Source organism: Leyella lascolaii (assembly GCF_900079775.1).
GTDB lineage: Bacteria > Bacteroidota > Bacteroidia > Bacteroidales > Bacteroidaceae > Prevotella > Prevotella lascolaii.
In genome coordinates this window covers 715-23136 of record NZ_LT556039.1, presented here as the reverse complement: position 1 = coordinate 23136, position 22422 = coordinate 715, and the positions used below count along the sequence as shown (strand labels likewise).

General features: G+C 46.4%; 20 protein-coding genes and 4 pseudogenes. 19 read left to right on the top strand and 5 right to left on the bottom strand.

The genetic code is table 11. The features are described 5' to 3' along the window. Positions 1-33 precede the first annotated feature (33 nt). The 3 genes and pseudogenes from mobC to mobA all read right to left on the bottom strand — a co-directional run bounded on the left by mobC (position 34) and on the right by mobA (position 3564). Positions 34-2037, bottom strand: a pseudogene (gene mobC, locus BN4609_RS16980) (conjugal transfer protein MobC). Between the two features lie 37 nt (positions 2038-2074). Next, positions 2075-3151, bottom strand: a pseudogene (mobB, locus tag BN4609_RS08995) (conjugal transfer protein MobB); the annotation flags it as partial. Then, complete coding sequence (gene mobA / locus BN4609_RS08990; RefSeq protein ID WP_068856398.1) at positions 3115-3564, bottom strand: conjugal transfer protein MobA; 450 nt, start codon at positions 3562-3564, stop codon at positions 3115-3117. The gene mobA and the pseudogene mobB, both read right to left, overlap by 37 nt. Positions 3565-4312: 748 nt before the next feature. On the opposite strand from mobA, the pseudogene BN4609_RS08985 reads away from it, so the two are divergent. From BN4609_RS08985 to BN4609_RS08905, 17 genes and pseudogenes are all read left to right on the top strand, one after another. Beyond that, positions 4313-5033 (top strand): annotated as a pseudogene (locus tag BN4609_RS08985) (ParA family protein). Between the two features lie 5 nt (positions 5034-5038). After that, positions 5039-5485, top strand: coding sequence for a DUF3408 domain-containing protein (locus tag BN4609_RS08980; protein ID WP_068856420.1), 447 nt, complete (start codon positions 5039-5041; stop codon positions 5483-5485). 19 nt (positions 5486-5504) lie between these two features. Beyond that, positions 5505-6155, top strand: a complete 651-nt coding sequence (locus BN4609_RS08975; RefSeq protein WP_068856397.1) for a hypothetical protein — start codon at positions 5505-5507, stop codon at positions 6153-6155. 19 nt (positions 6156-6174) lie between these two features. Further along, positions 6175-6507, top strand: a complete 333-nt coding sequence (locus tag BN4609_RS15790) for a DUF3408 domain-containing protein (protein WP_084791466.1) — start codon at positions 6175-6177, stop codon at positions 6505-6507. Positions 6508-6665: 158 nt separating this feature from the next. Next, positions 6666-6971 (top strand): DUF4134 domain-containing protein, encoded by a 306-nt coding sequence (locus tag BN4609_RS08965; RefSeq protein ID WP_068856396.1) that lies wholly within the window; start codon positions 6666-6668, stop codon positions 6969-6971. A 20-nt stretch (positions 6972-6991) separates the two neighbouring features. Further along, positions 6992-7318 (top strand): DUF4133 domain-containing protein, encoded by a 327-nt coding sequence (locus BN4609_RS08960; protein ID WP_068856395.1) that lies wholly within the window; start codon positions 6992-6994, stop codon positions 7316-7318. After that, on the top strand, positions 7315-9816 hold the full coding sequence (locus BN4609_RS08955) for a TraG family conjugative transposon ATPase (RefSeq protein ID WP_068856394.1): 2502 nt from the start codon (positions 7315-7317) through the stop codon (positions 9814-9816). Before BN4609_RS08960 ends, BN4609_RS08955 begins: the two co-directional genes overlap by 4 nt. Before the next feature lie 29 nt (positions 9817-9845). Next, complete coding sequence (locus BN4609_RS08950) at positions 9846-10475, top strand: DUF4141 domain-containing protein (protein ID WP_068856392.1); 630 nt, start codon at positions 9846-9848, stop codon at positions 10473-10475. Between the two features lie 3 nt (positions 10476-10478). Beyond that, positions 10479-11492 carry a conjugative transposon protein TraJ gene (traJ, locus tag BN4609_RS08945; RefSeq protein WP_068856391.1) on the top strand — a complete coding sequence of 338 codons (1014 nt, stop codon included), beginning with the start codon at positions 10479-10481 and terminating at the stop codon, positions 11490-11492. Between the two features lie 30 nt (positions 11493-11522). Continuing rightward, on the top strand, positions 11523-12146 hold the full coding sequence (gene traK, locus BN4609_RS08940; protein WP_068856390.1) for a conjugative transposon protein TraK: 624 nt from the start codon (positions 11523-11525) through the stop codon (positions 12144-12146). 11 nt (positions 12147-12157) lie between these two features. Continuing rightward, positions 12158-12448: a TraL conjugative transposon family protein gene (locus BN4609_RS08935; protein ID WP_068856389.1), complete on the top strand. Its 291-nt coding sequence runs from the start codon at positions 12158-12160 to the stop codon at positions 12446-12448. After that, positions 12429-13772 carry a conjugative transposon protein TraM gene (traM, locus tag BN4609_RS08930; RefSeq protein WP_068856388.1) on the top strand — a complete coding sequence of 448 codons (1344 nt, stop codon included), beginning with the start codon at positions 12429-12431 and terminating at the stop codon, positions 13770-13772. Before BN4609_RS08935 ends, traM begins: the two co-directional genes overlap by 20 nt. Before the next feature lie 59 nt (positions 13773-13831). Then, positions 13832-14860 (top strand): conjugative transposon protein TraN, encoded by a 1029-nt coding sequence (traN, locus tag BN4609_RS08925; protein ID WP_068856387.1) that lies wholly within the window; start codon positions 13832-13834, stop codon positions 14858-14860. A gap of 3 nt (positions 14861-14863) precedes the next feature. Further along, positions 14864-15445: a conjugal transfer protein TraO gene (locus BN4609_RS08920; protein ID WP_068856386.1), complete on the top strand. Its 582-nt coding sequence runs from the start codon at positions 14864-14866 to the stop codon at positions 15443-15445. 12 nt (positions 15446-15457) lie between these two features. Beyond that, complete coding sequence (locus tag BN4609_RS08915; RefSeq protein ID WP_068856385.1) at positions 15458-16327, top strand: DUF8464 domain-containing protein; 870 nt, start codon at positions 15458-15460, stop codon at positions 16325-16327. A gap of 15 nt (positions 16328-16342) precedes the next feature. Continuing rightward, positions 16343-16834 (top strand): DUF3872 domain-containing protein, encoded by a 492-nt coding sequence (locus BN4609_RS08910; protein WP_417126174.1) that lies wholly within the window; start codon positions 16343-16345, stop codon positions 16832-16834. Continuing rightward, on the top strand, positions 16831-17316 hold the full coding sequence (locus BN4609_RS08905) for a glycoside hydrolase family protein (RefSeq protein ID WP_084791464.1): 486 nt from the start codon (positions 16831-16833) through the stop codon (positions 17314-17316). Before BN4609_RS08910 ends, BN4609_RS08905 begins: the two co-directional genes overlap by 4 nt. A 169-nt stretch (positions 17317-17485) precedes the next feature. Here BN4609_RS08905 and BN4609_RS15785 read toward each other — a convergent pair whose 3' ends face one another. Further along, entirely contained in the window at positions 17486-17719 is a 234-nt protein-coding gene (locus BN4609_RS15785; protein WP_084791491.1) for a PcfJ domain-containing protein, read from the bottom strand. Between the two features lie 140 nt (positions 17720-17859). Between BN4609_RS15785 and BN4609_RS15780 the strand changes: the two genes are divergently transcribed. After that, entirely contained in the window at positions 17860-20574 is a 2715-nt protein-coding gene (locus BN4609_RS15780; protein WP_438501685.1) for an endonuclease toxin domain-containing protein, read from the top strand. 75 nt (positions 20575-20649) lie between these two features. Beyond that, positions 20650-21060, top strand: coding sequence for a hypothetical protein (locus BN4609_RS08895; RefSeq protein WP_206196547.1), 411 nt, complete (start codon positions 20650-20652; stop codon positions 21058-21060). Positions 21061-21693: 633 nt separating this feature from the next. Here BN4609_RS08895 and BN4609_RS08890 read toward each other — a convergent pair. Further along, positions 21694-22422, bottom strand: a pseudogene (locus BN4609_RS08890) (TraM recognition domain-containing protein); the annotation flags it as partial.

Below are 22422 nucleotides of genomic sequence, written 5' to 3'. Positions count from 1 at the left end.
GGCAGTGGCAAATATCCACTGCCTTTGTCGTTCCTATTTCTGTATCAAGTGCTTCAAGTTCTCATCGTTGGCGATACGCTCTAACTCGTCCTTGACAATTTGCTTGACATCCTCCTTGATTTGATTGTAGTTGTCCTGTATGGCTTGCTTCATGCAGTCGTTGCCATTGGTATCCTTGAAATCGTTAATGATAGGGATAGGCTGATAATGGCTTTCCTCTCGCTTTACTTTGTCGGTGTCAACGACAATCTCGGCATGGAAGATCTTCTGCTCTATGCGRTCGGTGAAGTTGTCGGAAACAGAGCCGACAAACATACCTTGGGTYAGWCCGCTAATCTTGCTTGGCGGYATGAGACTGTCCATCTGGGTATTGATGGATGTAGAGACATCCTGACGGTTGATGGAAATYGACTGYCGCTTTTGGAGCACCTTGCCGAAACGCTCGGATAAAGTCTTGGCGGTRTCGCCAACGACRTGTCCGCTYAAGATATTACCAACSGTATTGATAACCACCTTWGCCTCCTTGTCTCCATAATCGCGAACCAACTGCGAGAAGTCTTGGAAGCCTAAACACACCGCCACCTTGTTGCTTCGTGCCGTGGCTATCAAGTTATCCAAACCCTTGAAATAGATGGTCGGCAACTCGTCAATGATAACGGATGATTTGAGTTGTCCTTTCTTGTTGATGAGTTTCACGATGCGGCTATTGTACAAGCCGAGTGCAGCACCATAAATGTTCTGACGGTCGGGATTGTTGCCGACACATAGAATCTTCGGTTCTTCGGGATTGTTGATGTCGAGTGTAAACTCGCTTGCGGACATCACCCAATAGAGTTGTGGTGAAATCATTCGTGACAACGGAATCTTTGCGCTTGCAATCTGACCCGCCAACTGCTCCATCGCTCCACCTTGCCATGCATCCATGAATGGAGAAAGATAGTTCTCCAGTTCGGGATAGCTCGTCAGTATCGGAAAGACATCCTCGTATCTGCGGTTGAGCAATTCGATGGCATGGGGAAAGGTACAATACTTCCCGTTCTTGTAGATTCTTAGGTACCAAATGATGGCTGCAAAGAGGATAATCGGACTCTCCACGAAAAAGTCGCCCTGCTTCTGAACCCACGTCTTYTTGAGGTTGAGCATMATMGTYTATGCACTRTCYTAAGCATCGGAAATYTCACTCATYAAATCCGGGTGAATCGGATTGCAGCGATGACTTCTGCGAGGATCYTCAAAGTTGATGACATAGAACTGGGGCTTGACCTTATATCCATTCTGATGGTTCATCATGTGYTTGTAGGCAATCGTKGAAAGGTCGGGAAACTTGAAATCATAGATATACATTGAATACCCCTTCTCTATCTGCTGTTTGATGTAGTTGTTCACTACAGCAAAGGARTTACCACTACCCGGTGTACCTAACACGATGGTCGCTCGGAACGGATTGACCACGTTGATCCATCCTCTCTGCCATTTRTTCTTGTAATAGAATCGTGTTGGCAGATTGACGGAATACTCGTTCTCCATGAGTTTYGTCTCCTGCATGAAACTCTCGTTCTCATTATTGAACACATCCTCCATGAGGTTGTGRTTCAAGAGTCMGCTCATCCAKAGTCCWCCCATCAARAGGCAGATATAACCRGCTGTCATTGTAAAMATGTACAGCGTGGCATTGCCCAAATTAGATATAGGCAACAATAATATCCACCAGTTGAGGAAGAACAAGAAGAAGCCAACAGCAAGAACCGTCCAAATCCTGTTCCAACTCATCTTTTCCGCTTTCACGCCCTTGGTTCCCAGACATGAGAGTGCCAGGAGCAGAAGCGAAAACAGCTTGGTATAGAGAATGGAATGAAACAAACCACCTGTACGGTTGAAGTTGATAAGGATCCTGTCAACAACTCCGATTGTCACTCCCCATATGTGCATTGCCTCGTAGCAATACCAATATACATTCATTATTGCAAGTATAATACTCACAGCACGGAGAAAATCCATAATTTTCCCCAGTGCTCTCAAATCGTCTTCTTGTGCCATTGTTTTTCAGTTTTGAAGTTATACCTTGATAATACGATTAAAGGCTTCGCCCTTTTCGTTTCTTTTTCTTTCTGCGTAGTTCTCTGTCAAACGCAGCCTCCTGTGCTTCATTTGATGAACCTCCTCCAGACATGAGTCCAAGACCGCTGCCGTATTCATCGAACAAGCCAGAATCGTGACGCTCTTGTTCCGGCATTGTGCCATTTTCCTTTGGAATGGTAAGTGGTATCGGCTGCTCATTCTCGTAAGGCAAGGTGAAGTGCTCCTGCAGGGCATTGGCAGAAAGATTCGTTCCAAGCCTTGAACCATTGAAAACGCTTTGAGTGCGGTGGTCAATGAATGTTGCTCCGTAGATACGGCCGTCAGCTGTATGTCGGAAAACAACATCAATGCCCTTTGCTTTCAGCAGTTCTATGAACTTATCCTTATGGTACGTCTGCTTCAAGACAGCTTCCACGCTATGACGGGTCATCTCGGAGAGTTTCTTTTCCTCCTTGAACTTCTTGGTAGAATAAGCGAACCGTTTTTCTATCGCCTCCACGCCGACAGATTTATCAATCTTGGAAGCCTTGAAAGGATTTCCCACCTTATTGCCCTGTCCGTCCGTGGCAGAATAGACAAAACCATGATACTCACGACCGCCAACTTCGCCTCTGACTTCCTCCAAGGATATATTATATAAGGAAAGAAGTGCACGATATTCGCCCAAGGACTGGAACCTATAGGTGGCGCAGAGAGATTTTACTGTGTTGGCAACTTGCTTCTTCACATTGCCTTGGCTCACATCCACCTTACGGAGTGGATTGTCTGTCTGGCGTTGCTTGCGGTCTGCCTTGTGGAGATTGTACTTCTCCTCCAAGTCACGGGTGATAGCCTTACTCCTGTGGTAGTTATATCGGCTGTTCAAGCATTTGCCGTTCTCATCCACTCGGATGGTCACGATGTGCATGTGATGACGGTCGATATCCTCATGCTTGTAAACCATGTATGGCTGGTTACCATATCCCATGCGCTCCAAGTATTCACGGGCGATGTTCTCCATGTCCATATCCGTCAGCACATCATCGGGATGCGGATTCAAGGATATATGCACGACAGGCTTCTCTGTTCTGATGGCGACCATCTTTCCTCAAACTTACGGGTTAGTTCAACAATCTCACGGGTAAGAGAGACCAGTTCCCTGGTGCAGTTCTCCAGTTTATAGAGTAAAGCCATCGCCTTTTTCTCTGAGAAATGACAACGGAGTTCCTTGACAACCTGGTTGTAGTTGTTGCCAATCATTCGGTACTGCGAGTGAAAAGAAGAAAGCTTGGTGTAGTATTCCACCAGTGTCTTGTCCTCGCGCAGCACCTTGAACGGCTCGCCGAAGATGCGTGCCTTGGCAAAAACAGCCTTTGCCTTCACATCAGTCTGCTCATACATGACGAGGAATTTCATCCACTCGTCATCGTCGAACCGAAGCATCACATGGTGCGACTTCGGGTTCAGCTTGGGGATTCGTCCCCCTCGTTTTCTTTCTGTGTTCATATAAAATGGATTAAGTGGTACATACGGCAATGATGGAACAGTGCTAACTATCGTCAGATTGGAACATGGGGAGCCCGACTTCGGAGAGGCTACCAACCCGGCAGGGCAAGGTCTTTGGAGAGTAACTCCAAAGGTTTTGAGTAACTCAAAACATACCTTGCTATGTCTTTGAGGACATAAAAATCCGCTTAGGGTGGATTGAAGTTAGCCTTCGTAAGAAGCTGTCCCCATCCCGAATGGAAGCTGTTCGGGAAATCCAGTCCTTTGCGGAYCATCAAGCCTTGTTCRTCTCGGAACGATATGGATGCGCCATCCATCGCTTTGCCTTTCGGGTGCAAAATTACGGCTAAAATAGCACCCTTGGAACAGATGCACCCCAGACAACCACTGCAACTATCGGCAACATGCTGCCACAGGATTTGAAAACCATTGTTTTTCGGATTTTTCGTTGTTACTTTGCAGCCGTAAACATTGAACTAATGATTTGAAAATATGGTGAAACAAGCATTTGTAGCAATGAATAAATCTGTCATTATTGCAGTATCGCCTTGCATCAATGATGCGCTATTGACGTACAGACTTAATGATTCACTGTCGTACTGTCGTATGGAAATGATGAAGCACTGCAATGGTTCAAGGTCTCCATAATGGAGCAATGACTTATAGACATGGACACTTATGTGTTCATATCATTAAATTGGCAGAAAATCATGGAAGTGAGTTATCAACAAATTAAAAAGTTAAAGATATGAGTAAAACAAGATTTGTTGCATTCGCGACACAGAAAGGTGGAATCGGAAAATCCACCATCACGGCTCTTGTAGCCAACTACTTTCACAATGTCAAGGGCTTCAATGTGGCGGTCATAGATTGTGACGAGCCACAATACAACCTTGCAGACCTGCGAGACGAGGAACTGGAACTCATCAAAAGCAGCGACTATTTCAAGGCGCAAGCCTGTGAGCATTTCAAAAAGCTGGGCAAGAAGTCCTTCAGCGTAACGAGAAGCAATGCTGTCAATGCGCTTGACGACGCAGAGACAGTGTTGAATGAAACAGAGGTTAAACTTGACTTCATCTTNGAAGACCTTGTCTCAGATGGATTACATCTTTGTACCCATCAGCGCAGACCGCTTTGTTGTAGAAAGCGCAATGAGCTTCATGCAGTTGTTCCACGACAACTTTTTGACACAGGGTTGGTCGGTCACCAAGGAACTTGCATTCTTCTGGACGATGGTTGATAAACGAGAACGCACGAATTTATATGAAGTGTATGAAGGAATGTTTGCTTCTCTCGGCTATTCACTTCTCAATACACGACTTCCAGACAGCAAGCGTTTCAGAAGAGAACTGTCGGAGAATCGAAAGGCTGTGTTCCGTTCCACCATCTTCCCCGCAGACCCGAATCTGTTGCGAGGAAGTGGCATCAAGGAATTGTCTGACGAAATTTGTGAAATTATAAAAACATAATGCCTATGGTAAGCAGAAAAATTAACACCGATGCAATAGATGAAAGTCTGCTCATTGCCTCTGTTGGCAAGAGCAAGATAGGCACGACAACGGCATCCGTCCTTAATGGAGCCTCTCAAAACCAAGTGAAGGATACCGAAGAGAAAGAAGAGGGTGAAAAGAAAAATCCACGTTCACTGATGGATAAGCCTGCAGCCCCACGCAAGCCATCCAAGGTTTCTTCTGAAAGTTATGATGCTGCATTTCTCAAACGAAACGAGATAAAGACTCGTCAATGCGTTTATATCAGTCGTGAGATACACAAGAGAATTTCGAGGATTGTCAGTGTGCTCGCAAAGCATGAGTTGACAGTTGGTGGTTATATCGACCTTATTCTTGAGAGACATCTTGAAGAGAACCAGGAAGAAATCAACGGCTTGCTGAGAAAAGAGATAGATGACTGGAATGTATGACAAATAAAAAGGAATAAGCATGACAATGGAAAGTATATTCATGATAGTTTTGGTTGCATTCAATGTCTGGACTATCTATTTTTACAACAAGTTGCTCCTTGAAGTTGCGAACAATAAGGAAGAAGAGGAAAAGCCACCCATCGACCCGATGGCACTTGTAGGCAAAAGCCTTTTCAAAGTGTCCCAACTGCGAAAGAAAGAAGAAACGGTACAGAAGCAAACTGAGTCAGATCCTGTGTCTGAGAATGACGTGACATTCGAGGATCCACCAAAGAACACGGCAAGGATTCCTGATGAACTACTGGATGATGTGTTTACAAATGTCCGCATAGAAGATGTCGGTGTGAAGTATTCAGACGATGAGGACGATGCCGATGTACCGCAAGCAAAAGGAACAAGTTTTGAGGACATAGATACAGCCGTGAAGACGGTCAAGGCTTCAAAAGCTACGGACAAGGAGAAACGACATGCAGGAAAGGTCTTCCACGAGATGGATGGTAACCAATTCTATGAGAAATTCATGGAGAACAGCAAGGAGTGCAAGAAAAACATTCATGAATTTGTCACCTTCTACCTGCAAACTCACAAGATAGAAGAAATATCCAAGTCAAAGAAGGTGTTTAAAGTGCCAGACAGCATAGAGGACTTCAATATCCTCGATTTTGTATAACAATAAAATTTAGAGAACAATGGAAAGAAACAGAAAAAGAAAGAATGGTGTGACAAAGGAATACATCAGTATTCAGTCCACTGTAAATGTAACAGTGTCATCCCAAGCAGAAAAGAAAGTTGGGTATATAGACAAGTTTATGTCCAAAGCTGATTTTACCGCAAGAAATGGTAAACAGGTATGCATCAAAGAAGAGACACATGAGCGCATTATGAAGTTTGTGAATGTGGTTGGTAAAGGACAGGCTACTGTAGCAAGTTTCATAGACAACATCATCAACGAGCATTTTGCTATCCATGCTGCCGAAATCAAGGCTGCATTTGATGAGGGACTCAAGGCATATCGCCTCTAACAATAATTTTAAAGTACACCAATGAAAAAGAAAGACTACGGCTAAAATCTCAGCTCGCCACTGAATCCACAAGTCGGCATCATGCCGCATGAGTAAACAAAAGTATCAACCGCCAGACGGGACAATCCAATCCCCAAGGCACAGACAAAAAACGATTTATGAACAAGAAAAACAGAATCATTCTTCTCGCTGCGATGATTGTCGCAGCCGTATCACAGACATTTGCGCAAGGCAACGGACTTGCAGGTATCAACGAGGCAACAAGCATGGTGACCTCCTACTTCGACCCGGGCACGAAGCTCATCTACGCCATCGGTGCTGTGGTGGGTCTCATCGGAGGCATCAAGGTGTATGGCAAGTTCTCATCTGGCGACCCCGACACGAGCAAGACTGCCGCAAGCTGGTTCGGAGCCTGCATCTTCCTCATCGTGAGCGCAACCATTCTCCGCTCGTTCTTCTTATAATATAATAAGGTATAAGACTTATGGCTGACTACCCAATCAACAAGGGCATCGGTCATTCGGTTGAGTTCAAGGGACTGAAGGCACAGTACCTCTTCATCTTTGCAGGTGGACTGCTTGCCGTCTTCTTCCTTGTGGTCGTCCTCTATATGGCAGGTGCGGACCAACTGGTCTGCATCGGCTTGGGTCTCACGCTCGGATCATTGCTTGTATGGGGAACATTCCACCTGAACAACAAGTACGGAGAGCATGGACTGATGAAGCTTCTTGCCGCCAAGAGCCATCCACGCTATATCCTCAACCGAAGGAAAACAAACCGAATGTTCAAACATAAAAAGAAAGAAGAATGAGAAATATCAGAAAATCAAGCACCCTTGAAAGCAAATTCCCGTTGCTTGCCGTGGAGCAAGGCTGCATTATCTCCAAGGATGGCGACATCACGGTCGCCTACGAGGTGACGCTCCCCGAAATCTTCACGGTAACATCGCAGGAGTATGAGTCGGTACATGCCGCATGGTGCAAGGCTATCAAGGTGCTGCCCGACTACAGCATTGTCCACAAGCAGGACTGGTTCGTGAAAGAGAATTATTCGCCGGACTTGCAGAATAGCGATATGAGCTTTCTGTCAAGAAGCTACGAGAGACACTTCAATGAGCGTCCTTACCTGCATCACCAGTGTTACCTGTTCCTCACCAAGACCACCAAGGAGCGCATGGCACACCAAAGTAATTTTTCCACTTTGTGCCGTGGGCATATCATCCCCAAGGAAATCAAGGACAAGGAAACGGTCGCAAGATTCCTCGATGCCGTGGAGCAGTTCGCAAGAATCATCAACGACTCCGGCTATATCTCCTTACGCAGACTGACGGATGAGGAAATCACAGGCACGGAACGGACAACGGGACTTGTAGGCAAGTACTTCTCGCTCTCCACGGAGAACGTGCAATGTTTGGAGGATATGGAATTGTCTGCAAGTGGTATGCGTATAGGAAACAAACATCTTTGTCTGCATACCTTGTCACAAACGGAAGACCTGCCAACGGAAGTATCTACGGACAACCGCTTTGAGCGATTGTCAACTGACCGAAGTGACTGCCGTCTGTCCTTTGCCGCTCCAGTTGGCTTGCTGTTGTCCTGCAACCATATCTATAACCAGTATGTATTCATAGACAACAGTGACGAGACCTTGCAGAAGTTTGAGAAGACCGCCCGTAACATGCACTCGCTGTCAAGGTACAGCCGACAGAACGCCATCAACAAGGAATGGATTGACGAGTATCTGAACGAGGCTCACTCACAGGGGTTGCAGTCTGTCCGTGCCCATTTCAATGTCCTGGCATGGGGCGAGGATATGGAAGAGTTGAAGCATCTTCGCAATGATGTGGGCAGTCAGTTGGCAAGCATGGAATGTGTGCCACGCCACAATACGGTGGATTGTCCGACACTTTTCTGGGCAGCGATACCCGGCAACGAGGGGGATTTCCCGTCAGAGGAGAGTTTCCATACCTTCATTGAGCAGTCAGTGTGCCTCTTCACGGAGGAAACCAACTATATGGATTCTCCATCACCGTTCGGCATCAAGATGGCAGACCGCATCAGTGGCAAGCCGCTGCACATTGACATCTCCGACCTGCCGATGAGAAAAGGCGTGACAACCAACCGCAACAAGTTCGTGCTCGGACCCTCGGGAAGCGGGAAGTCCTTCTTCATGAACCATCTCGTCAGACAGTATTACGAGCAAGGCACGCATGTGGTCTTGGTCGATACGGGAAACTCCTACCAGGGACTCTGCGAGATGATCAACAGAAAGACAGGCGGAAAGGACGGTATCTACTATACCTATACGGATGAGAGTCCCATCTCATTCAATCCCTTTTTCACCGAGGATAAGGTCTTTGACATCGAGAAGCGAGAGAGCATCAAGACATTGCTCCTGACGCTTTGGAAGAAGGACAACGAGCCTGCCACACGAGCGGAAGAGGTTGCCTTGTCAAATGCCGTGTCGCTCTACATCGGTAAACTGAAAGAGGAAAGCGACATCGTGCCGTGCTTCAATACCTTCTATGAGTTTGTGGGAACGGAATACCGCAAGGTGCTGGAAGAAAAGAAAGTCCGTGAGAAAGATTTTGATATAGACGGATTCCTCAACGTGCTGGAACCTTACTACAAGGGTGGCGAATACGACTATCTGCTGAACTCAGACAAGGAGCTTGACCTGCTGCACAAGCGGTTCATCGTTTTCGAGATTGATGCTATCAAGGATCATCCAATTTTGTTCCCAGTCACGACCATCATCATCATGGAGCTGTTCATCAACAAGATGCGCCGCCTGAAAGGCATCCGTAAGATGATAGTGATAGAAGAAGCATGGAAAGCAATAGCTTCGGCAAACATGGCGTCCTATATCAAGTATCTCTATAAGACGGTCAGAAAATTCTTCGGTGAGGCGGTTGTGGTGACGCAGGAAGTCGAGGACATCATATCCTCCGCTATCGTGAAGGACAGTATCATCAACAACTCAGACTGCAAGATACTCCTTGACCAGAGGAAGTTCATGAACAAGTTCGAGCAGATACAGTCATTGCTCGGATTGACGGAAAAGGAGAAGTCGCAGATTCTCTCCATCAACCAGTCAAACGACCCGTCACGTCTCTACAAGGAAGTATGGATAGGACTTGGCGGAACGCAGTCGGCAGTATATGCCACAGAGGTGTCCACGCAGGAATATCTTGCCTATACGACTGAGGAAAGTGAGAAACTGGAGGTGAGGGCATTGGCGGAGAAACTCGGTGGTGACATGGAAGCCGCCATCCGACAGCTTGCAGAGGACAAACAAGAGAACAAGTAAATTCATTATCCACTTAATCCAAAAGTAAAATGAGAACAAAAGTAATCATGACAATCTGCCTGTTCCTGCTGATGGTAGGAAAGGCAAGCGCACAGTGGTCTGTCATAGATCCTACCAACATTGCGCAGAGTATCATCAACTCGTCCAACAACATCGTCCACACGTCTTCGACGGCTCAGAACATGATCAACAACTTCAAGGAGACCGTGAAAATTTACGAGCAGGGCAAGAAGTACTACGATGCGCTGAAGTCGGTGAACAACCTCGTCAAGGACGCACGCAAGGTGCAGCAGACCATCCTCATGGTGGGTGACATCACGGACATCTACATCAACAACTATCAGAAGATGATGCACGATGACAATTTTTCCGTGGAGGAACTCTCTGCCATCGGCTTCGGTTACACAAAACTGCTGGAGGAAAGCAACGATGTGCTGACAGAACTGAAGAACGTGGTGAACATCACGACCCTTTCCATGACGGACAAGGAGCGAATGGACGTGGTGGAACGCTGCTACTCGAAGATGAAGCGTTATCGCAATCTCGTGAGCTATTATACCAACAAGAACATTTCCGTGAGTTATCTGCGTGCCAAGAAGAAAAACGACCTTGACCGCATCATGGGACTCTACGGCAAGTCTAACGAGAAATACTGGTAGCCTATGGATTTCGAGAATCTTCACCAGATACTGCGTTCCCTGTATGACGAGATGATGCCGCTGTGTTCCGACATGACGGACATCGCCAAGGGACTTGCAGGACTTGGGGCGCTGTTCTATGTCGCCCTGAGGGTTTGGCAGTCACTATCAAGGGCAGAGCCGATAGATGTATTTCCGCTGCTCCGTCCGTTTGCCATCGGACTTGCCATCATGTTCTTCCCGACCATCGTGCTCGGTACGCTCAACAGCGTGATGAGTCCCATCGTGCAAGGTACACATTCCATGTTGGAGACACAGACCTTCGACATGAATGAATACCGGGCGCAGAAAGACAAGTTGGAGTATGAGGCGATGAAACGCAATCCGGAAACCGCATACCTTGTGAGCAACGAGGAGTTTGACAAGCAGCTTGACGAACTCGGCTGGTCACCCGGCGACGTGGTGACAATGGCGGGAATGTATGTGGAGCGTGGCATGTACAGCATGAAGAAGAGCATCCGTGATTTCTTCCGTGAACTGCTGGAGCTGCTGTTCCAAGCCGCTGCACTGGTCATAGACGTGCTGAGGACATTCTTCCTCATCGTCCTGTCCATCCTCGGACCGCTTTGTTTCGCCATATCGGTATGGGACGGATTCCAGTCCACGCTGACACAATGGTTCTGCAGGTACATACAGATTTATCTCTGGCTACCCGTTTCGGACTTGTTCAGTACCATCCTTGCCAAGATACAGGTGCTGATGCTGCAAAACGACATCGAGGCATTGCAGAACGACCCGAATTTTTCCATTGAGGCAAGCAACGGTGTTTACATCGTTTTCCTAATCATCGGAATCATCGGTTACTTCACCATACCGACCGTGGCGGGATGGATCATACAGGCAGGTGGCGGCATCGGCAACTACAACCGGAACGTGAACACGGCAGGCTCACTGGGCGGAAGCATCGCAGGAGCAACGGCTGGAAATGTGGCAGGACGTGCCGGAAGGCTCATCAAGAGCGGATTTAAGAAAATATAGTCATTCATGAACAATACAACGAAAAGAAAAATGGAATTCAAGTCATTGAAGAATATCGAGACCTCGTTCAGGCAGATACGCCTGTTCTGCATCGTCCTCGTCATCGGTTGCGCTGTTGTCGCAATATGTTCGGTGGTGTTCGCATTCCGATTTGCGGAAAAGCAGCGCGAGAAGATATACGTCCTTGATGGAGGCAAGTCGCTGATGCTCGCCCTCTCGCAAGACCTCTCACAGAACAGACCTGCCGAGGCAAGGGAACACGTGAGACGCTTTCATGAGCTGTTCTTTACGCTATCTCCCGAAAAGAGCGCCATCGAGCACAACGTGAAACGAGCCTTGCTGTTGGCAGACAAGAGCGCATACAACTATTACCAGGACTTTGCGGAGAAAGGTTTTTATAACCGACTCATTGCAGGAAACATCAACCAGTCGCTGCAAGTTGACAGCGTGGTCTGTAACTTTGATAACTACCCTTATCAAGCCAAGACCTACGCACGGCAGGTGATACTCCGAGAGAGCAATGTGACGGAGAGAAGTCTTGTCACCGTATGCAGGTTGGTGAACGCCACACGCTCCGATGATAACCCGAATGGTTTTACCATTGAAGGTTTCACCATTGTGGAGAACAGGGACATCAGTACAGTAGAACGATAAAAATAGCAAGAATGGAAAATCCAATTAAGACAATCCAAGAAAAGGTGAATGGTATGAAGGGAAGACTGCGTGACAGGCTGGATTCCCTTCCGCCAAGGGTGAGACTGAAAGTCGTGCTCGTCATGTTCGGTTTGTTTGCCCTCTGTAGCCTTTACATGATAGGTTCAGCCATCATCAACTTCGGAAACGGCAAGACCTCAAATATAGAGGTTGAGCATATTGAGAGTGTAAAGTTGCCTACCGACAAGGGGCAGCAAGTGACCAACCAAAATGAATTGATACATGGAGAAGGAGAAGAATGACAAGGTGGAGCCGGATAAGGCTCCAAAGGAAAAGAAGCCTTTGACAGAGGAACAGCGTATCAAGCGTAACAAGATGATTGCCATACCGTGCATGTGTCTCGTCTGCGGTCTGGTGCTATGGCTTATCTTCAAGCCGTCGGCATCAGAGGGTGAGAAAGGCAGCAAGGGATTCAACATGGAAATGCCCGATGCGGAGAAGACAGATGTGGAGGCAGACAAGCGCAAGGCATACTCCAAGGAGGATCTTGCCAATAAGCAAAAGGAAAAAAGCAGAGTAATGAACACTCTTGGTGAGTACATGCCAGGCATTGATTCGACTGCTACACGGCAAGAAAAGGACTTTGACCTGATGCAGTCTGGGCAGCAGCCAACAAAAGCGGAAAGACTGGAGGCGGATGCCATCCGCTCGTCTGCCGAGGCATACCAAACCTTGAACACGACCTTGGGCGGTTTCTATGAACAGCCACAGCAAGGGGGAAGCAGCGAAGATGCTGAGTTGAGGAAACGTCTTGACGAGCTGGAGGCAAGCATGATGCAGCAGGAAAACAAGCGTTCCAATATGGACGAGCAAGTCGCCCTTATGGAGAAGTCCTACCAACTTGCGGCAAAGTACATGCCTGGTGGAAATGCCAATGCGGCAAGTCCTTCATCGGCAGAAACTGCAACAGAGGAAAACAGGGAAGCTGTCACCAAGGGCAAGAAAGCCAAGGTTTCCCCTGTAAGGCAAGTGCAAAGGCGTGTAGTCTCGTCCTTGAATCGCCCCATGAGTAACGAGGATTTTGTCGCCTCTTACTCGGAAAAAGCTTCGGCAAGGTTCAATACCGCCATCGGAAGAGGTGGTATTTCCGACAAAAACACGATTTCTGCCTGCATCCACGGCAACCAGACCATAACGGACGGACAGGCAGTAAGGTTGAGACTGCTGGAAGCCATGCGTGTCGGCAATAGGGAGATACCACGAAATTCTGTCATTGTCGGAGTGGCACGATTGCAAGGCGAAAGGCTTTCCATAGCCTTGAAGTCCATTGAGCACAACGGCATGATTATCCCGATTGAGCTTGCAGTCTATGACAATGACGGTCAGGAGGGCATCTTCATCCCGAAGTCGATGGAGGTTGACGCAGCCAAGGAAGTCGGTGCCAACATGGGAAGCTCGCTGAACAGCAGCATCAACATTTCCTCCAATGCCGGTGCCCAACTTGCCTCCGACTTGGGAAAAGGTGTCATACAAGGCGTGTCGCAGTATATCTCCAAGAAGATGCGTACCGTCAAGATACACCTGAAGGCTGGCTACAGGGTCATGCTCTACCAAGAGGAAGATTAGCCGAAAGGCAACAACATTTATACCACTTAATCCAAAAGTTTAATTAAAAGCAAACTATAATGAAGAAGACAACAATCATGTTCGCCCTTATGCTGGGCGTAGCCTGCACTGCATCAGCGCAGAAGACAGGCAAGAAAAAAGCGCAGAAGTCTGTAAAGACTGAGCAAGTAAGCAATGTTTCTTCCGACCAGGAAGAGAGACTGACCTTGACCAAGGAGGTGTATCCGCAGAAGGAAGAGAACAGCAACCTCTATCACGGCTTGACCAAGAAGCTGACCTTCGACCGCATGATTCCACCTCATGGTTTGGAAGTGACTTATGACAAGACGGTTCATATTCTCTTTCCTGCCTCTGTCAAGTACGTTGACTTGGGTTCAGAGGATTTGATAGCTGGCAAGGCGGACGGTGCGGAGAATGTTATCCGTGTAAAAGCAGCCGTGAAGAACTTCAAAAAGGAGACCAATATGAGCGTCATCACGGAGGATGGCTCATTCTACACATTCAATGTGAAGTATGCCAAGGAACCGCTCATGCTCAATATCGAGATGGCTGACTTCATCCATGACGGTGAGGCGGTGAACCGCCCGAACAATGCGCAGGAGATTTATCTCAAGGAGTTGGGCAAGGAAAGTCCCATGCTGGTACACCTCATCATGAAGTCCATCCACAAGGAGAACAAGCGCAAGGTGAAGCACATCGGCAGCAAGCGTTTCGGAATCCAGTACCTTTTGAAGGGCATCTATGTACACAGTGACTTGCTGTATTTCCACACAGAAATCAAGAACCAGAGCAACGTGCCGTTTGACGTGGACTATATCACATTCAAGGTTGTTGACAAGAAGGTGGCGAAAAGAACCGCCATTCAGGAGCAGGTGCTTCTTCCTGTCCGTGCCTACAACTATGTGGTGCGTGTGGCTGGCAAGAAAACGGAGCAGACGGTGTTCTGCTTGCCGAAATTTACCATTCCCGACGACAAGGAGCTTGTCGTGGAGATGAACGAGAAGGAAGGCGGTCGCCATCAGTCGTTTGTCGTGGAGAACAGCGACTTGGTGCGAGCTTTGACAATCAACGAACTTAGCGTGAAATAACGGATGAAAAGAAGAAACATTGCAATCATGGCAATGCTTGCCCTCACCGCAGGGCAGGCATTCGCCCAAAGATGTCTTCCTCAGATGAAAGGCATTGAGGTGAATGTCGGCATGGCTGACGGAGTATATAACGGCAAGAAGTCCTGCAAGGCTGGCTATTATGCAGGTCTCGGACTTTCGAGCTATACCAAGGGTGGTGACAAGTGGACGTATGGGGCGGAATATCTGCAAGTACATCAGCCTTACCGTGAAACTTCCGTTCCAATGGCACAAATGACGGGCGAGTTCGGTTATTCCTACAACTTCCTTTCCGACAACAGCAAGACGGTGCTGTTCTATATCGGAGGTACGGCACTGGCTGGCTATGAGTCCGTAAACTGGGGCAAGAGAACCATGTCGGACGGAGCGACCTTGCAGAACAAGGGAGCGTTCATCTATGGTGGTGCCGTGGCATTGGAAACGGAAATATACCTGTCGGATGCTATAGCCTTGACCGCTTCCGTTAAGGAAAGGCTTGTTTGGGGCAACAGCACGGGACATTTCCACACGCAGTTTGGCATCGGCATGAAGTTCATCATCAACTAAAACAGTGAGCCTATGGACATCAATGAAATCAAACAAGTGCCTATTGTGGACTTTCTCTATGTTCTCGGCATTGAGCCTGTCAAGCACAAGGCTTCGGGACTTTGGTATCATGCGCCATACCGCAACGACCGCAATCCTTCGTTTCGGGTATCAACGGACAAGAATGTCTGGTATGACTATGGCATCGCCAGAGGTGGTGACATCTTCAACCTCGCAGGGGAGTTCATAAACAGCAATGAGTTTGTGGCGCAAGCCAAGTTCATATCAGAAACACTTGGTGGCAGCTTCTCGACATCGTTTCCGCACCATCAAAGAATAGCGGAAAAGGCTGTGAAGGCGAAAGGCAATCCCTTTAGTGATATTGTGGAAAAGCCTTTGAGTCATCCTGCACTTCGGCAGTACTTGCGTGAGCGTGGCATATCAGCTGACGTGGCGAGCCGTTTCTGCAGTCAGGTGGAATACCGATACAATGGCAAACAGTTCTTTGCTGTCGGTTTCAAGAACAACAGCGATGGCTACGAGATACGCAACCGCTTCTTCAAAGGTTGCGTGTCGCCAAAGGACATCTCTCTCATTGGCAGGAACAGTAACGTCTGCCATCTGTACGAGGGTTTTATGGATTTCCTCTCTGCCGTCATGCTCGGTATTGGTCGTGGTGAGGATCATATTGTCCTCAACTCTGTGGCTAATATGCAAAAGGTGCATCATCTTTTAGATGGCTATGCACAAGTATATTGTCACTTGGACAATGACGAAGCAGGCGAGAATGCCTGTGCCGAACAGCAAAAGCGATATGGAGATAAGGTCATAGACCATTCGCATCTATACACAGGTTACAAGGACTTGAACGAGTACCTGATGAGCCATAAGACAAGAAAGTAACAATCATTCAAAAACATCAAGACAATGAAGAAGAACAATAAAATCAAGAAATCAGTGAGCATGTTGGCATTCCTTTTCGTGTGTGCCGTGTCGGTAATCCTTTCATCGTGCAGCGATGAGCTGGACATTCAGCAGTCGTATCCATTCAAGGTGGAGACGATGCCTGTGCCAAAGGACATTGTGCGTGGACAGACTGTTGAAATCCGCTGCGAGTTGAAGGCGGAGGGAAAGTTTGACGGCACCATCTATACCATCCGCTATTTTCAGCATGACGGAAAAGGCTCGTTGAGAATGGAGAACGGAACGGTGTTCCAGCCTAACGACCGCTATCTGTTGGAGAACGAGAAGTTCCGTCTTTACTATACTTCGGCAAGTACGGAGACACAGACGCTGACAGTGGTGGTGGAGGACAACTTCGGCAAGTCATACGAAATGGAGTTCAGTTTCAACGATACTGACGATGAGGAAGAGTTTGCGAGAAGTGCCAACAAACTCGGTAGCGTATGAGGTTGATGATATTGTTAGCCTTGCTTCTTGTGTCGGGCAGCTTGTCTGCCCAGACGCAAGGGGCGATAAAGCGAGTTCGTCATGTGTCACGTTTTGAGTTGGCTGTCGCCTGCATCAAGAAGTACGAGGGTCTGCACGGACCGAAGCACCATCCTTATGTCGGATATGGACACAAGCTGTCGCCTGGCGAGAAGTTTTCTCCAAGAATGACGGAACGGCAAGCCGATGCCTTGCTGCGCTCTGACCTCAGAAAGCTCTGCGCCATGTTTCGTGGTTTCGGTCGTGACTCGCTGCTCTTGGCTGCACTTGCCTACAATGTGGGGTGTGGAAAGGTGATGAAAAGCCGGATGTATGCCAAGATGCGAAGTGGCAACAGAAACATCTATCGTGACTATGTGGACTTCAAAAGGTGGAACGGAAAGATAGTGCCTTCCATCGAGCGAAGAAGAAAAATGGAGTATCTGCTCTTGTTTACTCCATAGTATAAGGTTTTATAAAAATAGGACAGTCCTTTTGATTGGGGGCTGTCCTTTGTTCTTTGCAAGCATCGCAGATAAGGAAAAGACGGTTTCTTTGCCACTTTCTTTTCCGCTCCTCGGCTCATGAAAGAAAGTGGCGGAACGAATTTTCATCGCTCCGCCGATATGGATTTCATGTCGTTGCAACCATACGCTGCTCTATAAGTCTTGCATTGCTGTTCACCAAGTTGATGATGTCGGCATGGTGCTCGGTATTCTTGTTTTGTAGTCCGTGGCATTGTACGACTTTCATCTGTTCGAGTGAAAACTCCACTGTCTCAACCCTTTGTTCGGCTATTCTTGCTGAGAAGATGATGCAGTCGGGATTGAGTGAGTAGTTTGTACCGCTGCCTACGCAATGGTGCATCGCCTTACCCTCAAGAACTGAAGACCATCCAGAAGAGCGGTCCTGACGGTGAGATTACCACCTCGTTTGAGTATGACGGCATACAGCGCCTTGTTCGTGTCACCGACACGGAGGGCAATGTAACGGCCTCTACTTACGACATGGGTGACCGCCGTACAGAGGTGAACCATCCTGCAAGCGGCATTACAAGTTTCACTTATGATGCTCTCGGCAATGTGCTTACTAAGCAGACTGCCAACCTTGCGAAGGAAGGCAAGTTCATCACCTATGATTACGACTATCAGCGTCTGACAGGCATCAACTATCCTGACCACCCGGAGAACAATGTGAAGTATTACTATGGTGGTCGCAACGCTTCTCAGAACCGCATCGGTCGCTTGATGCTCCGTGAGGACGGAACGGGTGCCATTGAGTTTTTCTATGGCAAGATGGGTGAAGTAACAAAGACCCGCCGCACGATGATTGTGCCTAACCAGGCGATAGCAACCTACGTGACGCAATGGACTTATGACAGCCACAACCGTCTGTTGGAGATGATCTATCCTGATGAGGAGAAGATTACTTACTCTTACAATCTCGGCGGTCAGCTTGAAAAGGTTCATGGCTACAAGTCATACGGCTACGACTATGTAAGCAAGATTGGCTATGACAAGTTCGAGCAGCGCACATACTTGAAGTACTGCAACGGTGCTGAGACCTTCTACACCTACGACCCACAGCGTCGCAGATTGCAGAACCTCACTGTGAATAGTGGTGGCAACACCATCATGGACAATGCCTACACTTACGATGCGGTGAGCAATGTGCTCAGCGTGGTGAATGGTGCGTCAGTGCCACAGAGTGGCAAGGCTGGTGGACAGATGGCGCATAACTATACTTACGATGCCCTCTATCGTCTTGTCAGTGCAACTGGTACATATACAGGTGCAGACAACAAGACCGCAAGCTACACTCTTGCGATGGGTTACGACAACATGCACCGTATCACATCGAAGCGTCAGATTCTCACGCAGAACAATGTGCAGTTCAACGGTACGTTGAATGCAGGTTATGATTTGTCATACACCTATGGAACAGAGACAGGCAAGAAGTTCCAACTCGCCAATGTGAAGGATGTGAACTACCGAACGGAGGAGACACCTTCAGAAAGCGAGAATGTGAACAACAATCATGCCTATGAGTATGATGCCAACGGTAATCTTGTTTATGTCAACACAAGCCGTACCAAGAAGGATGGCGTGGCTGACGAGAAGACCACGGAACGCAAACTCAAATGGGATGAGGAGAACCGTCTCCTTGCTTCTGATGACAATGGCTTTGTGACCAACTATTGGTATGATGCTGATGGTGAGCGCACGGTGAAGACATCGGGTGAGAGCGACCAAGTCTATGTGAACTCCGAGTTTGCTGGAGGTCGCACGAATACTGCCAAGTTCTCACTCTATGTATCCCCTTACCTCGTTGCCAACCAAGGCGGACGTTACACCAAGCATATCTATATCGGTAGCCAGCGTGTCGTTTCCAAGATTGGTGACTTCGACTCTTACGGCTCAGATCCACGCCGCATCCAGTATGCAGGTAGTGAGACTGATGGCTTGTCTGTTGATTATAAGGTTAAATATACTCAGCAGTTGCAGGTTATCAAGGATAATTATGCAACCTTTGCAGTGCCGTACAATGGCGAGGACAACAACGACTATGTCGATGGCAAGGGTTTCTGCTGCAATGACGGCAGCTTGGAGGCTGCGCAGGCACGTGCTATGGCACGAGCAGCGAAGAACAACTTCCAAGAAGGAGATGCATACGAGAAGATGCAGTTCTACTACCACCCAGACCATTTGGGTAGCAGTAGTTACATCACCAACCTTGACGGCGAGGTGGTGCAGCATATCGAATATGTGCCATTCGGTGAAGTATTCATAGAAGAACGTAACAACATCTGGAATACGCCTTATCTTTTCAATGCGAAGGAATTCGATGAGGAAACGGGGTTGTATTATTATGGGGCGAGATATTATGATTCGAAACTGAGTCTTTGGATTTCAACAGACCCTTTGCGTGAAAAGCATCCAAATATAAATAGCTATTGTTATACAAATAACAATCCTATCAAATATATTGATCCAGATGGTAATGATTGGTTTGTTAACGACCAAAATTTCTATGTTTGGTCTATGTCTAATTATGTACCAGGGTTTAGCTATGCTGGTAATGTTCTTCCTTCAAATGTGTCAAGATATCAAATCTTGGAAAAGATAAGAGGGCAATATTATCATAAGTATACAAGTAATATTTTTGCATCTATAGGAAATACTATTTTGGGTAATGATAAGTTTGTAGAAAAGAAACCATATAGCCATGCTGAAGAATCATTTAACAATGAATTTGTTTCTCAAGGGGCAATGATAGTTGGTCTTTCTACGGTCGGCAAATTAGGAAAAGTGATTCTTAATGCTTTTAAAGCTGGTCGAAATAGTGTCTGGTCTCTTCCATGGTTAGAACGTGGTTTAATAATTGAAGAGCAACTTGGAAAAAATCTAAAGGGAAATTTTCCTACAATTGATAAATTTCTTAATGGCGTTGCAACTAGTATAAAAAGCATAGACCTTAAGGCAAAAAGTTATCAAAATGCAAATGCTTTATATTCCAGATTAAAAGGATATATTAATCAGGTTGCTAAATTCAAAGGACAACGTTGGAATGGAGTTACTATTCAAGAAGAAGACATAACTAAAAGAGCTTTGGATGTTGCAATTCCGCAAGGTGCATCAAAATCACAAGTAGAAGCTATACAAAAAGCTATTGAATACGGCAAAAATAATGGAGTACAAGTAAACATACATGTTATTCAATAAATAAATCAAAATTGTTATTTGCCATAAGTCTTTAGACTGACGGCAAATAACAATTTCAATTATAAAATGAGAAATATGAGAATAGACAAACAGATAACAATTTGTAAATTGGGAACAGAGCTGAAAATCTATCCCGAATCTAAAAATGAAATAGGTTTGTGGATAGCACATCCTCCATGTTTCGTTATTTCATCAAATGACCTTTACGGTGTGGAGAATATTGTCAACAATGCTATAAAATATAGCAATTCTGGAGAATTGGCAAATGAAGATTCCGCTAAATTAGTTCTAAAGGAGTTTCATCTTAAAAGTTGGAACGTATTGTATAAAACTTATAAAATAATTAGTTTTTCTCTTGCGTCAGAACAAATTATCATTACACCATATATTTATACAAGAAGGGGAGGATTTCCTGACAACAAGGGTAAATTAATTTTCGATAAAAGCGATTATAGTTGTGCAATAAGAGAGCTTCTAAAATATTGATTATTTGTAAATAAGGCTGTGTTTAGTTATAAGGGTTATAGCTAAACACAGCTTATTTTGGTACTTTTATACTCCCCATTTTATCCTTTCTTATTCAGAGTATAGTTCTTTCTATCCTCTTTTTTAGGTTCGTTGCCAAACGAGTCTATCAGAATAATACTATTGGCATCTCTCACCTTAATAGAATATATTGTCTCCACTCGAAGGATGCACAAGCATCAAGATATTGCCATCAAGCACTTGGAAGGTACCTCTTAACTTTTCCCGCTCGTTCTGCTTTTCTTTGAATGTCTGTATCAACAAGTAGGAAACTCTTGCCATCCTTTTTCGATTAAGTCTCACAATCTACACTTTGTCAGCTTTTGGCTTTATTGTCCATTGTTATTATTCAATAATAGTTATTTCTCTAACAATATGCTGTTTTTACCAAGAAATTACATAAAAGTTGTTATAATATATATAAATATTCGTCTTTGATACTTCCTGCCATTATCTTTGCCGATTAAAATGTTAGTGCAAAGCAATAATGAAGTAATAGAAATGTAAAAAGTAAACAACATGGAACGCAAAGAACAGACCGGGCATATCTGTAGATGGATGGCTTTAGGCATCATGACTGCCATCGTCATCGTNATTGATAACCACCTTAGCCTCCTTGTCTCCATAATCGCGAACCAACTGCGAGAAGTCTTGGAAGCCTAAACACACCGCCACCTTGTTGCTTCGTGCCGTAGCAATCAGGTTATCCAATCCCTTGAAATAGATGGTCGGCAACTCGTCAATGATAACGGATGATTTGAGTTGTCCCTTCTTGTTGATGAGTTTCACGATGCGGCTGTTGTACAAACCAAGTGCCGCACCATAAATGTTCTGACGGTCGGGATTGTTGCCGACACATAGAATCTTCGGTCCTTCGGGATTGTTGATGTCGAGTGTAAACTCGCTTGCGGACATCACCCAATAGAGTTGTGGTGAGATCATTCGTGACAGCGGAATCTTTGCGCTTGCAATCTGCCCCGCCAACTGCTCCATCGCTCCACCTTGCCATGCATCCATGAATGGAGAAAGATAGTTCTCCAGTTCGGGATAGCTCGTCAGAATCGGAAAGACATCCTCGTATCTGCGGTTAAGCAATTCGATGGCATGGGGAAAGGTACAATACTTTCCGTTTTTATAGATGCGCAAATACCAGATGATAGCTGCAAAGAGGATAATCGGACTTTCCACAAAGAAGTCGCCCTGCTTCTGAACCCACGTCTTATTGAGGTTGAGCATTATTGTATATGCACTTTCGTAAGCATCGGAAATATCACTCATGAAATCCGGGTGAATCGGATTGCAGCGATGACTTCTGCGAGGATC